Source organism: Streptacidiphilus sp. EB129, from assembly GCF_041262645.1.
Taxonomy (GTDB): Bacteria; Actinomycetota; Actinomycetes; order Streptomycetales; family Streptomycetaceae; genus Streptacidiphilus.
Window position 1 is genome coordinate 128,612 of sequence record NZ_JBGCCS010000005.1, and the last position, 12,859, is coordinate 141,470.

At 71.1% G+C, this 12,859-nt stretch carries 13 protein-coding genes; 10 read left to right on the top strand and 3 right to left on the bottom strand.

Translation table 11 applies throughout. From position 1 onward, the window contains the following. Positions 1 to 12 precede the first annotated feature (12 nt). The 5 genes from ABH925_RS08400 (at position 13) to ABH925_RS08420 (ending at position 4,286) form a co-directional block, all read left to right on the top strand. A complete protein-coding gene (locus tag ABH925_RS08400; RefSeq protein ID WP_370146513.1) occupies positions 13 to 924 on the top strand; it encodes a F0F1 ATP synthase subunit gamma in 912 nt (303 codons plus the stop codon). A 5-nt stretch (positions 925 to 929) separates the two neighbouring features. Further along, positions 930 to 2,375 (top strand): F0F1 ATP synthase subunit beta, encoded by a 1,446-nt coding sequence (atpD, locus tag ABH925_RS08405; RefSeq protein WP_370146514.1) that lies wholly within the window; start codon positions 930 to 932, stop codon positions 2,373 to 2,375. Positions 2,376 to 2,495: 120 nt separating this feature from the next. After that, positions 2,496 to 2,867: a F0F1 ATP synthase subunit epsilon gene (locus ABH925_RS08410; RefSeq protein ID WP_370146515.1), complete on the top strand. Its 372-nt coding sequence runs from the start codon at positions 2,496 to 2,498 to the stop codon at positions 2,865 to 2,867. Positions 2,868 to 3,112: 245 nt separating this feature from the next. Next, complete coding sequence (locus tag ABH925_RS08415) at positions 3,113 to 3,646, top strand: DUF2550 domain-containing protein (RefSeq protein WP_370146516.1); 534 nt, start codon at positions 3,113 to 3,115, stop codon at positions 3,644 to 3,646. 67 nt (positions 3,647 to 3,713) lie between these two features. After that, positions 3,714 to 4,286 carry a cob(I)yrinic acid a,c-diamide adenosyltransferase gene (locus tag ABH925_RS08420; protein ID WP_370146517.1) on the top strand — a complete coding sequence of 191 codons (573 nt, stop codon included), beginning with the start codon at positions 3,714 to 3,716 and terminating at the stop codon, positions 4,284 to 4,286. Here ABH925_RS08420 and ABH925_RS08425 read toward each other — a convergent pair whose 3' ends face one another. Further along, positions 4,287 to 4,838, bottom strand: coding sequence for a Uma2 family endonuclease (locus ABH925_RS08425; RefSeq protein WP_370146518.1), 552 nt, complete (start codon positions 4,836 to 4,838; stop codon positions 4,287 to 4,289). A 163-nt stretch (positions 4,839 to 5,001) separates the two neighbouring features. Between ABH925_RS08425 and murA the strand changes: the two genes are divergently transcribed. Then, entirely contained in the window at positions 5,002 to 6,294 is a 1,293-nt protein-coding gene (gene murA, locus ABH925_RS08430) for a UDP-N-acetylglucosamine 1-carboxyvinyltransferase (RefSeq protein WP_370146519.1), read from the top strand. Positions 6,295 to 6,386: 92 nt separating this feature from the next. Here murA and ABH925_RS08435 read toward each other — a convergent pair whose 3' ends face one another. After that, positions 6,387 to 6,716 (bottom strand): hypothetical protein, encoded by a 330-nt coding sequence (locus ABH925_RS08435; protein ID WP_370146521.1) that lies wholly within the window; start codon positions 6,714 to 6,716, stop codon positions 6,387 to 6,389. Between the two features lie 156 nt (positions 6,717 to 6,872). Here ABH925_RS08435 and ABH925_RS08440 point away from each other — a divergent pair, with 156 nt between their 5' ends. The 3 genes from ABH925_RS08440 to ABH925_RS08450 all read left to right on the top strand — a co-directional run bounded on the left by ABH925_RS08440 (position 6,873) and on the right by ABH925_RS08450 (position 11,068). Further along, the gene (locus ABH925_RS08440; RefSeq protein ID WP_370146522.1) at positions 6,873 to 7,736 is read left to right on the top strand and encodes a 3-hydroxyacyl-CoA dehydrogenase family protein; all 864 of its coding nucleotides are present in this window, start codon (positions 6,873 to 6,875) and stop codon (positions 7,734 to 7,736) included. 252 nt (positions 7,737 to 7,988) lie between these two features. Next, complete coding sequence (locus ABH925_RS08445; RefSeq protein ID WP_370146523.1) at positions 7,989 to 8,327, top strand: STAS domain-containing protein; 339 nt, start codon at positions 7,989 to 7,991, stop codon at positions 8,325 to 8,327. 221 nt (positions 8,328 to 8,548) lie between these two features. Beyond that, positions 8,549 to 11,068, top strand: coding sequence for an ATP-binding protein (locus tag ABH925_RS08450; protein WP_370146525.1), 2,520 nt, complete (start codon positions 8,549 to 8,551; stop codon positions 11,066 to 11,068). 169 nt (positions 11,069 to 11,237) lie between these two features. On the opposite strand, the gene nucS is transcribed toward ABH925_RS08450, so the two are convergent. Next, positions 11,238 to 11,897: an endonuclease NucS gene (gene nucS / locus ABH925_RS08455; protein ID WP_370146526.1), complete on the bottom strand. Its 660-nt coding sequence runs from the start codon at positions 11,895 to 11,897 to the stop codon at positions 11,238 to 11,240. Positions 11,898 to 12,411: 514 nt separating this feature from the next. Here nucS and ABH925_RS08460 point away from each other — a divergent pair. Next, positions 12,412 to 12,804 (top strand): SCO5389 family protein, encoded by a 393-nt coding sequence (locus tag ABH925_RS08460; RefSeq protein WP_370146527.1) that lies wholly within the window; start codon positions 12,412 to 12,414, stop codon positions 12,802 to 12,804. Positions 12,805 to 12,859: the final 55 nt, after the last annotated feature.

A 12,859-nucleotide genomic window follows, 5' to 3' on the forward strand; every position in this document is an offset into this window, starting at 1 on the left:
CGGTAACGGCCCATGGGAGCACAGCTTCGGGTCTACAAGCGCCGGATCCGCTCTGTCACCGCGACGAAGAAGATCACCAAGGCGATGGAGATGATCTCCGCGTCGCGCATCATGAAGGCGCAGCGCGCGGTGGCCGCCTCCTCCCCGTACGCGGACGAGCTCACCCGTGCGGTGACCGCGGTCGCGACGAGGTCCAACGCCAAGCACCCGCTGACCACCGAGCCGGAGCACCCGGTTCGCGTGGCGGTGCTGGTGGTCACGTCCGACCGTGGTCTGGCCGGCGGCTACTCCTCCAACGCTCTCAAGCACGCGGAGCTGCTGGCGGAGCGGCTCCGCGCCGAGGGCAAGCAGGTTGAGCGGTTCGTGGTCGGCCGCAAGGCGGTCGGCTACTACGCCTACCGTGAGCTGCCCATCGCGGGTTCGTGGACCGGCTTCTCGGACAAGCCCACCTACCAGGACGCCAAGGACGTCTCGGCCGCGTTGATCGACGCGTTCGTGACGAAGACGGCGGACGGCGGCGTGGACGAGCTGCACCTGGTGTCGACCGAGTTCGTCTCGATGCTGACCCAGAACCCGGTGGACGTGCGTCTGCTCCCGCTCAAGCTGGAGGAGACGCAGGCGGCGGCCAAGGAGCACGGCCCCTTCCCGCTGTACGACTTCGAGCCGTCGGCGGAGGGCGTCCTGGACGCTCTTCTCCCCCGGTACGTCGAGAGCAGGATCTACAACGCGCTGCTGCAGTCGGCCGCCTCGGAGCACGCCGCCCGGCGTCGTGCGATGAAGAGCGCGACCGACAACGCGGGAGAGCTCATCAAGTCGCTCTCGCGGCTTGCCAACTCGGCCCGACAGGCCGAGATCACCCAGGAAATCAGCGAGATCGTCGGTGGCGCCAGCGCCCTGGCCGACGCGAACGCGGGGAGTGACTAACTAACATGACTGCCACTGTTGAGACCGCGACGGCCACCGGCCGTGTCGCGCGGGTCATCGGGCCGGTCGTCGACGTGGAGTTCCCCGTCGACGCCATGCCGGCCATGTTCAACGCTCTGCACGTCGAGATCGACGCCACGGACGGCACCGGCAAGAAGACGCTGACCCTGGAGGTCTCCCAGCACCTGGGTGACGGCCTGGTCCGCGCCATCTCGATGCAGCCCACCGACGGCCTGGTCCGCGGCACCGGTGTCACCGACACCGGCTCCGCGATCTCGGTCCCGGTCGGCGACATCACCAAGGGCAAGGTCTTCAACGCCCTGGGCGAGGTCCTGAACGTCGACCGCGCGGAGTTCAACGCGCAGGTCGAGACCCGCTGGCCGATCCACCGGGTCGCCCCGCGCTTCGACCAGCTCGAGTCCAAGACCGAGATGTTCGAGACCGGCATCAAGGTCATCGACCTGCTCACCCCGTACGTCCAGGGTGGGAAGATCGGCCTGTTCGGTGGTGCCGGTGTCGGCAAGACCGTCCTCATCCAGGAGATGATCTACCGCGTCGCCGAGAACTTCGGTGGTGTGTCGGTCTTCGCCGGTGTCGGTGAGCGTACCCGTGAGGGCAACGACCTCATCGAGGAGATGAAGGACTCCGGCGTTCTGGACAAGACCGCGCTGGTCTTCGGCCAGATGGACGAGCCCCCGGGCACCCGTCTGCGCGTCGCGCTCTCGGCCCTGACCATGGCCGAGTACTTCCGTGACGTGCAGCAGCAGGACGTTCTGCTGTTCATCGACAACATCTTCCGGTTCACCCAGGCCGGTTCCGAGGTGTCGACCCTGCTCGGCCGTATGCCCTCCGCGGTGGGTTACCAGCCGAACCTGGCCGACGAGATGGGCCTCCTCCAGGAGCGCATCACCTCGACCCGCGGTCACTCGATCACCTCGATGCAGGCGATCTACGTGCCCGCGGACGACCTGACCGACCCGGCCCCGGCCACCACCTTCGCCCACCTCGACGCGACGACGGTGCTCTCCCGTCCGATCTCGGAGAAGGGCATCTACCCGGCCGTGGACCCGCTGGACTCCACGTCCCGCATCCTGGACCCGCGCTACATCGCGCAGGACCACTACGACACGGCCATCCGTATCAAGGGGATCCTGCAGAAGTACAAGGACCTCCAGGACATCATCGCGATCCTCGGTATCGACGAGCTGAGCGAGGAAGACAAGACCACCGTCTACCGCGCCCGCCGCATCGAGCGCTTCCTCTCGCAGAACACCTACGTGGCGAAGCAGTTCACCGGTGTCGAGGGCTCGACGGTTCCGCTCGACGAGACCATCCACGCGTTCAACTCCATCGCGGACGGCAAGTACGACGCCGTTCCCGAGCAGGCGTTCTTCATGTGCGGTGGCATCGAGGACCTGGAGCGCAACGCCGCCGAGCTGGCGAAGAAGTAACTCTTCGCCGGTCGGGCCAGGTGTCGAGGGGCGGCCCCGTACGGGACCGCCCCTCTGCACACGTTATTCTTTCCGTAACCCGGGCTTCACGGCGCGGGCATCAAGACCTAGGAGCCCACGGTGGCTGAGCTGCACGTCGAGCTGGTCGCGGCCGACCGCAAGGTCTGGTCGGGCGAGGCCACGATCGTCCTTGCCCGTACCAAGTCCGGTGACATCGGTATCCAGGCCGGGCACACCCCGGTGCTGGGTGTGCTGGAGTCCGACCCGGTGACCATCCGCCTGGCGGACGGCACCTCGGTGGTCGCGGCGGTGCACGGCGGCTTCCTGTCCTTCGCGGACAACAAGCTGTCGGTGCTCGCCGAGGTGGCCGAGCTCGCCGAAGAGATCGATGTCGAGCGCGCGGAGCGAGCCCTGGCGACGGCGAAGGCCGATTCCGAGGCGGCGGCCGCGCGTCGCGCCGCGGTCCGGCTGCAGGCCGCGGCCGGCCGCTAGGGGCAACGGGCGCCGGCCTTCGCGGTCGGCGGCCACTGAGATTCTGTTCGACTTGTACGACCGGTCCCGGGGCACGAGAGTGACCCCGGGACCGCTGTATCCACAGCACGGGATCCACCGCACCGTTCATCAACAGCACAGGCAGCGCGTCAGGTGCCGGATCGCACGGGAGAACGAGAGTTACCCCCGGGGCGGTGCGGCCGTTGAAGAGGCACACGAGCCGACAGGCGAGGAGGTGGCAGGGCATGGTCCTCGCAGTGGTGATCGTCATCGTGGTGCTGCTGGCTGCCCTGCTGGGGCTGGGCGCGTTCGCCGTGCGGCGGCGTCTGATCCAGCGCCCGGGCGGGACCTTCGACTGCTCGGTCCGGCTGCGGATGCCCGCGCTGCGGGCGCCGACGCCGTCCTCCGGCGTACCCGCGACCGGCACCGACGGCGACGCCCAGCTGCCGTCCGGCTCCGCCCCCGGCCCCGTCGGTGACGACGGTGGCAAGGGCTGGGTCTTCGGCATCGGCCGCTACAACCACGACGCGGTGGAGTGGTTCCGGGTCTTCAGCTATTCGCCCCGCCCGCGCCGGGTGCTGCAGCGGTCCGGCATCGAGGTGCTGCACCGACGTACCCCGCAGGGGCAGGAGGAACTGGCGCTGCTCTCCGGCGCGGTTGTGCTCACCTGCCTGCACGCCGGCGAACCGCTGGAGCTCGCCATGAGCGAGGACGCCCTCACCGGCTTCCTGGCCTGGCTCGAAGCCGCGCCGCCCGGCCAGCGCGTCAACGTCGCCTGAGCCACGTCGCCCGGCCCGTCCGACGGGCACCCGCGACCGGCGGTGGCTCAGGCCCTAAGCTCGGGCCATGGTCAACCTCACGCGCATCTACACCCGTACCGGCGACGACGGCAGCACCGCCCTCGGCGACATGAGCCGCACCCGGAAGACGGACCCGAGGCTCGCCGCCTACGCGGACAGCAACGAGGCCAACGCCGCGATCGGCGTGGCCATCGCCTGCGGGGGTCTCGACGACGACGTGACGACCGTGCTGACCCGGATCCAGAACGACCTCTTCGACGTCGGTGCCGACCTGGCCACCCCGGTGGTCGAGGACCCGAAGTACCCGCCGCTGCGGGTGATCCAGTCGTACGTGGACCGGCTGGAGGAGGACTGCGACCGGTTCAACGGGGAACTGGAGAAGCTGCGCAGCTTCATCCTGCCCGGCGGCACCCCCGGCGCCGCCTACCTGCACGTCGCCTGCACCGTGGTGCGCCGCGCCGAGCGCAGCACCTGGGCCGCGATCGAGGCACACGGCGACAGCGTCAACCCGCTCGCCGCCACCTACCTCAACCGCCTGTCCGACCTGCTGTTCATCCTGGCCAGGACCGCCAACAAGGCCGTCGGCGACGTCCTCTGGGTCCCGGGAGAGAACCGCTGATCAGTCCTGGGCACCGGGGTAGCGGTGGAACGCGGTGGTGGGGATCTCGAAGCCGAGCGGTTCCGGGAACGGGATCGGATCGCCGAACAGGCCGCGTTCCGTCTCGGTGTAGCGCTTGTTCCCGTCGAGCGTGAACAGCATCCACTTGCCGATGTTGGGATCAATGATCACGTACACCGGGATGCCGCAGTCCTGGTACTTGAGGTACTTGTCCTGATAGTCACGCCGGATCGAGGCCCGGCCGGTGGACACCACCTCGACCACCGCGAGGAGCAGTTCCGTGGGGAGGTCCCGCATCTCGTCGGACCAGTCTCCTGCCCGGAGGATGACGATGTCCGGCTTGGGCTTGTCCTCGGGGCCGACCTCGATGCCGCACTCCATCCAGGCTTCGAACGGGGTGGTGACGTGCCTGACGAAGGTCCGGCCCGGCACGTTGTGCAGCATCATGGGATTGGCCTGCATGACGATCTCGCCGTCGATGAACTCCACACGCACTTCTTCCGGAAAGTCATAGGTGTCCCAGAAGGCCGCGAGGCTTCCGTCGTTCCCCATGACGATGTGTCCTTTCGCCGCCGAGTGCGTGTGCCGTTGGCACCAGCAGACCACCTGCGGCCCGTCTGGACAACGAGATCGCCACAAGCAGGTCACTCGGTCGGCGTAGCCGGACGTGCGGGCGGGGGTCGGGGCCGGAATCCGGGACCCGTACGATGCGCGGATGGAACGGTTGCGGGTGGTGGGCGGCGCGCGGCTCGTGGGACGGGTGCGGGTGCCGGGAGCGAAGAACAGTGCGCTGAAGCTGATGGCGGCCGCTCTGCTGGCGGAGGGGGAGACCCGGCTGGGGAACCTGCCGCGGATCCTCGACGTGGAGATCATGGCCGAGCTGCTGCGCCGGATGGGCTGCACGGTGACCCTGGAGTGGTCCGGGCAGCCCGGCCACCACCACGGCACCGCGGTCATCGACGTCCCCGCCGAGCCGGGCCACGAGGCCGACTACGACCTGGTCCGCCGGATGCGCGCCTCGATCGCGGTGCTCGGCCCGCTGCTGGCCCGCTGCGGCCGGGTGCGGGTGGCCCGGCCGGGCGGCGACGCCATCGGCTCGCGCGGCCTGGACATGCACATCGACGGGCTGACCCGGCTCGGCGCGACCATCACCAACGAGCACGGCTACCTGGTGGCCTCGGCGCCCGACGGGCTGGTCGGCACCACCGTCGAGCTGGACTTCCCGAGCGTCGGTGCGACCGAGAACATCCTGATGGCGGCGGTGCTGGCGGACGGCGCGACGGTCATCGACAACGCCGCCCGGGAGCCCGAGATCGTCGACCTGTGCGGGATGCTGCAGGCCATGGGCGCCAAGATCGGAGGGGCGGGCAGCTCCACCATCGAGGTCCAGGGCGTGCGGAGCCTCGCGCCGGTGTCCTACGAGACCGTCCCGGACCGGATAGTCGCCGGGACCTTCGCGGTCGCGGCGGCGATGACCCAGGGCGACATCACCGTCGAGCACGCCCGCACCGAGCATCTGCGGATCGCCCTGGACAAGCTCGGCGCGGCAGGTGCGCAGGTCAGCGTGGTGCCGGACGGGTTCAGGGTGGTGATGGACCGGCGCCCGCGGGCGGTCGACGTGGTGACGCTGCCGTACCCGGGCTTCGCGACCGACCTGCAGCCGCAGTTCGCCGCGCTGAACGCGGTGGCCGAGGGTGTGTCGATGATCACGGAGAACATCTTCGAGGCGCGGTTCGTCTTTCTGCAGGAACTGGCGCGGCTGGGCGGCCAGGTCCGCACCGACGGGCACCACGCGGTGCTGCGCGGCGTCCCCCGGCTCTCCGGCGCCCCGGTGCAGGCGACGGACGTCCGGGCCGGCGCCGGGCTGGTGCTGGCCGGACTGGTCGCCGAGGGGGTCACCCTGGTCTCCGAGATCCACCACATCGACCGCGGCTACGCGGGCCTGGTCGAGCAGCTCACAGCCCTCGGTGCCGAGGTGACCAGAGAACCTGAGCCCGCTACCACCTAAGGGGCGCGAGGAACTGCGCGATCAGCCCTCTACGTAGGTGCACGCTTGGCAGCGCAGTTCTCCCCGCGCCCCTTTAGGCCGTAAGTGGTTGCTCAGGGTGCGGTGCTGTCCCGGAGGAGCCGCCTTGCGCTGGGTGCGGAGTCGGGCCAGACCATGAGGCGGAGGCCCTGGGTGGTGTTGACCAGGGTCCAGCGGATGCCGGCCGCGTCGAGCCGGGCGGTGAGCCGCAGCGCCTCGGCGTCGTCGGCCGGTGCGGCCACCGGGACCAGCAGGCCGTACTCGGTCGGGGCGCCGCGCCTGGGTGTCCTGGGTACCAGCGAGTGTCCGCGCCGGGGGGACCAGGTCCAGCGCAGCAGCAGTACCAGTGCGCCCACGATGACGAAGGGGAGCACGATCTGCAGCACCTGGTCCAGTCGCGCCATCGACGCCACCCCTCTCCCTGCATTCCCAGTATCCGCGCTGGGACCCGTCGACGGAAAGGGGCCCGAACCGCCCCCTGCCCGTGGACCCGGCACCGCGGGCGTTAGATTCAGGCGGAGCGGCTCAGCGACGAGAGCGCCAGGACGAGAGGAAGCATCGTGACCAAGCAGATCGCCGTCATCGGGGCGGGACTGATGGGTTCCGGCATCGCACAGGTCTCCGCACAGGCGGGATACGACGTGGTGCTGCGGGATGTGACGGATGCCGCACTGGAGCGCGGACTGGCCGGCATCAGGGCCTCCTACGACCGCTTCGTCGCCAAGGGCAAGCTCGGCGCCGAGGACGCCGAGGCGGCCCTGGCGCGGATCACCACCACCACCGACCTGGAGGCCGTCTCCGGCGCGGACCTGGTGGTGGAGGCCGTGTTCGAGCAGATGGACGTCAAGCAGGAGGTGTTCCGGGCGCTGGACCGGATCGCCAAGCCGGGTGCGGTGCTGGCCACCAACACCTCCGCGATCCCGATCACCCACATCGCCTCGGTGACGGAGCGTCCGGAGTCGGTGGTCGGCGTGCACTTCTTCTCGCCGGTGCCGATGATGCAGCTCTGTGAGCTGGTCCGGGGCTACAAGACCAGCGACGAGACGCTCGCCGCCGCGCGTGCGTTCGCCGAGGGTGTCGGCAAGACCTGCGTGGTGGTGAACCGTGACGTGGCCGGGTTCGTCACCACCCGGCTGATCTCCGCGCTGGTGGTGGAGGCGGTGAAGCTCTACGAGTCGGGCGTCGCCTCGGCCGAGGACATCGACACCGCCTGCCGGCTGGGCTTCGGGCACGCGATGGGCCCCCTGGCCACCGCCGACCTGACCGGCGTGGACATCCTGCTGCACGCGGCGCGGAACATCTACACCGAGACCCAGGACGAGAAGTTCGCGCCGCCGGAGATCATGGCGCGTATGGTCACCGCCGGCGACCTCGGCCGCAAGAGCGGCCGCGGGTTCTACGGTTACGGAGAGGGCACGAACTGAGCACCGCGGCCAACTGAGGCCGTGAGCTTCCTCACCTGACGCTGTGGCCACGGGTGGTCTGCACGATAATCGTTCACACCTTCGGGCTGTGAAGAGAAGTGCTCACCCGTGGGAGTGAATTCGCATCAGATTTCGCCGTGGCCAGCAACTCGGACACCTGGTTCAGCGTCAGATGAGAGAAGCATCAGTTCAACACAGTGGTCTTTCCGCGCCGTAGGTCTTTCACCAGAGTGGTCGTCGAGGAGTGCGCACATGCGGATCAGGGGTGACCATGCCCACGTCGCCATTGAGGGACGCCTCGATGTGCGCACCGCCGCCGACGCGCGCTCCGTCCTGCACCAGGCCGTCGACTTCGGACACGGCGACCTGGTGCTGGACCTGACCCGGCTGGACTCCTGGGACGCCACCGGCCTCGGCGTGATCATGGGCACCCACCGCCGGGCCGGCCGGGGTGGCCGCCGGCTGGTGCTGCGCGGCGTGCCGGCGCAGCTCCAGCGGCTGCTGGTGGCGACCAAGCTGCACCGGATCCTCGCGATCGAGGGTTACGCACCTGAGGCACTCGCGACCGAGGTCGCCGTCCCCGCCGGGTGACGCTCGGATAACGGAGTGGACCCGGCCCTCGCCAGAACCGTCGCGCTGGTGAAGAGTGTGCAAAAGTCCGGGGCCCGGTGACAGGAGTGTGCTCCTGGGGCGGGAGAATGTCCCGGCGTCACGCGGCCGGCCGCCAGTGCGGTGCGCGCGGCGCGTGAGAGCTTGCCCTGAGCGTGGCTCAGGTCCGTCCGCGAGCTCTGGTGCAGGGGCGAAAGAGGATCATGAACCCACGTACGGTGGGCGGCGGCAACGGCCCCGACGGCCGGCCGTCGCACGACGTTCCGACGGCAGCGTCGCCGATGGACGCCACGTCGCCGATGGACGCCGCGTCGCCCATGGACGACCGGCCACGGATACCCGTGCAGCCTCCCGCTGCCCAGGACTGGACCACGGCCAACCTGCCGGCGCTCCGCGGCGGGTCCACCGACCTGGTCCGCACCGCCGCCGTTCCGGCCCTGGTCCCCACGGCGGAGCCGCCCGCCGAGGGCGCCGCCGACGGCCGGCTCCGCAGCGGCACCGTCGTCGCCGGCGACCTGCTGCTGCACGTCAACGCCCCGGACGGGACGGTCGTCGAGGACTGCCCGCCGCAGCGCCGCCCGCAGCCGGTGCCGGCCGCCGCCCACCTGGGCCGCCGCTCACCCGCCGCCACCCCCGGACTGCTGGAGCGCGGCGCACTGCTCGACCAGCTCCGCGACCTGCTGGTGAGCGGGCGCTCGGTCCGGCTCACCGGGCCGGCCGGCTCCGGCCGCAGCGCCGTGCTGGACGCCGTCGCGGCCGCCTGCGGGGGACTGGCACCGGCCGGGGTGGTCCGCCTCAGCGGCCACGCCCGCACCTCGGGCGACCTGCTTCAGGACCTCTTCGCGGCCACCCACGACAACCCCGGCTTCCGGCCGGGGCGCGGACTGCTGCCGGAACTGCTCCGCGACGTCTGCGCGATCGTGGTCATCGACGACGTCCCGTTCGGCGGCGAGATGCTGGAGGAGTTGCTGGCGACCGCCCCCGACTGCGCCTTCCTGCTCGCCACCCGGCCCGACGTGCAGGCCTCGGTGACGGGCTCGCGGCTGACCGAGCTGCGGCTGCCGGGACTCTCCCGGCAGACCTGCCTGATGCTGCTCTCCCGGCTGGCCGGACGCGGCCTGGACGAGACCGAGCGGGCCTGGGCGGTCGACCTGTGGTTCGAGTCGGAGGGTCTTCCGCAGCGGTTCGTCCAGGCGGGCGTGCTGCTGCGGCACCGGGAGGCGGCCATCGAGGCGCTCGCGGCCGGACTGCCCGGCCCGGAGTGGCTCGGCCCGGCGAACGGCGACCCCAGTGTCGAGCTGCTGGACACCGGCACGATGCGCAGGATCGAGCTGGACGAGGCCCGGCCCACCCCGGGCGGCTTCGAGGCGTACCTGCGCCAGCACGGCGGTACCGACGAGGGCCCGCTCCCGGACCCGGTCCCGCTGCCCTCGGTCGCGGAGAGCGCCGCCCCGGCGGTCCGGATCGCCCGCGGCCTCAGCGAGCCCGCGCGCCGCACCCTGCGCCTGGCCACCGCCCTCGGCGGGGAGTGCCCCAACGCCCCGCACCTGCCCGCGCTGATCGACGTCGGCCACGGCGAGGCCGCTCTGGACGAGCTGGTCGAGGCCGGTCTGGCGACGGTCTCGGGCGGCCAGTACCGGCTGATCGACGGAGTGAGCGCGCTGCTGCTCGCGGAGTGGCCGGACGTCGCCGACACGGCCCGCGAGGCCGCCCAGCACTTCACCTGGTGGACCGGGCACTCCTCGGTCACCGAGGAGCAGGTCGCGGCCGAGGCCGAGGTGCTGCTCGGCGCGATGCACGCGGACCGCGAGGCCGGACGGCACCCGCAGGTGGTGCTGCTGGCCCGGGCCGCGGCGCCGTCCTTCGCCCTGGCCCTGCGCTGGGGCGCGTGGGAGCGCGCGCTGCGGTTCGGCCTGGAGTCCGCCCGCAGTCTCGGCGCGGTCGCCGAGGAGGCCTGGTTCCACCATGAGCTCGGGGTGCTGGCGCTGGCCGTCGGCGCCTACGACCGCGCGCGGTCGGAGCTGGAGGCCTCGGTGGCGCTCCGCGGCGCGCTGGGCGACCAGCGCGGCACCGCGGCGGGCCGGGCGGCCCTGGAGCGCCTCGGTGCCGCGCTGCGGCTTCCCTCGGGCTCCACGGCCGCGCTCGGCGGCCGCGCCGGTGCGGCGCTGCCCGGGCTGCGCCGGCTGGCCCCGTTCGCCCGTCGCCGGCCCGACGAGGGTCCGGTGACCCGTCGTCAGCTGGCCGCCGCGGCGCTGGGCGTGGTGCTGATGGGCGTGCTCGGGGCGGGTGTGGCGGTGGGTGTGGGCGCGTTCCAGAACGTGGGCTCCGGCGACCAGATATCCGTGCCGCCGGCCACCACGTCTCCGGCCGGACCGGCGTCGAGCGGCGCGGACGGCAGCGGCCCGGCGGTGCCGGCGGGCGCGAGCCCGTCCACGTCGGCCTCCGGCTCCGCGAGCGCCTCGGCCGGCGCGTCCAGCAGCTCGGCCACGCCCAGCGGCGGTCCCTCCGGCGCGCTGAGCCCGTCACCCAGCGCCAGCACCCCGGATCCGGGTCTCAGCCCGTCCACGCCGCCGCCGCACACCCAGTCGCCGACCCCGCCGCCGAGCCCGACGAAGACCACGCCGCCGCCCCCGCCCCCCTCGACGACGCCGCCGACTCAGCCGCCGACCACCCCGGCCTCGACCAGTACGGCGGCCGTCCCCGGCACCGCGTCGTCCTCCTAGGGAGGCCGAGGGGCGCGGCGGCGGGCGCGGGTGCGAATCCCGCGCCCGCCCCGCGCTCCCGACCGCGTCCCGGCGGTGGATCACCCCGGGGCCGATCACCGGGCCCGGGGCGGGCGGTGACTCTCGGTCACCGCCGGCCGATCGATTACGGACAATCAGCGCAACGGCGTCAGAACAGCTTGAGCTTGTCGTCCTCGATGCCGCGCAGGCCGTCGTAGTCCAGGATCACGCAGTCGATGCCCCGGTCCGAGGCGAGCACCCTGGCCTGGGGCTTGATCTGCTGGGCCGCGAACACGCCCTTCACCGGCGCCAGCAGCGGGTCGCGGTTGAGCAGTTCCAGGTAGCGGGTCAGCTGCTCGACGCCGTCGATCTCGCCGCGCCGCTTGATCTCGACCGCGACGGTCGATCCGTCGGCGTCCCGGCAGAGGATGTCGACCGGGCCGATCGCGGTCGGGTACTCGCGCCGGACCAGGGTCCAGCCCGCGCCGAGGACCTCCATGCGGTCGGCGAGCAGTTCCTGAAGGTGTGCTTCCACGCCATCTTTGATCAGTCCGGGGTCGATCCCCAGTTCATGCGAGGAGTCGAGCATGACCTCCTCCAGAGTGATGATGAGCTTCTCTCCGGCCTTGTTCTCCACCGTCCAGCGGCCGTCCTCCTCCTTGAGCGAGCAGGGCGGCGACATCCAGTTGAGCGGCTTGTAGGCGCGGTCATCCGAGTGGATCGCGACGCTGCCGTCGGACTTGACCAGGATGAGCCGCGGGGCGGACGGCAGGTGGGCGGTGAGCCGGCCTGCGTAGTCGACTGAGCAGCGGGCAATTACGAGACGCACGGCCGACCACGCTAGCCCACCGAGGCCATTGGGAGCGATTCGGGCGGAGAACCGGCCGAAGTCCGGTCCGTCGAAACCGGTTGCGCGCACCGGCGCGTTCAACGGATGCGAAGGGCTGCGGTCCCGGGGCGCGCGCCGCGTGGCTCCCCGGATGCACCCGGAGTGGCTGGATCCAATTGCGGCGACCTGGTGCCTCTGTGCACGGTGCCATACGGTGAGTCACAACCGGTACGCCACGGTAGCGGCGGGAGGGTGATCGGATGGGACGTCCGAGGGCTCTTTCGCGCCGCCGGGGTGCGTCGGTTCTGAACCGACTCCGGGGGGAATGTGCTGTTCCGCCCCCCGTGGGAGCGTTCCCTGGGACGCTGATGGATACGTCTTTCCGTTGCCGGAGGCCGTATCAGTCAGGCATGTGTGCTTCCACGTCGTTCACGGCGTCGCACCACCGCACCTTCGCGCCGCAGCACCACCTTCGGGAGTCGCCCGGCCCCCGAGGTCCGCGAGAGGAGAACCCATGTCGCTCGACGTCTCACCGGCCCTGCTAGAGAAGGCCGAGCGAGGCGAGGTCGATGAGAGGGAATTCGTCGACTGCGTCCGTACCTCCCTGCCCTACGCCTGGGAGTTGATCAGTTCGCTGGTCGCCCAGCAGAAGGTGGACGGTAGCCCGTTCGCTGACAACCAGACCCCGCCGCCCTCGGAGCAGGCGCGAGGACAGCTGCTCCGCGCGATGGCGAGTGATGCGATCCGGGGGTCGTTGGAGCGGCACTTCGGTGTCCGCCTGGCGTTCCAGAACTGTCATCGGGTCGCGGTGTTCCCGCTCGGCCCCGGCTCCGAGGCCCGGTTCGCGCTGTTCACGTCCATCCGCGCGCAGTTGCTGAACCAGTCCGAGGAACTCCGGGACTGCTGACCCCTCGTCACAGCCCGGTCGTCACCGGAGCCGCTGTACCGAGCACCGAACCACG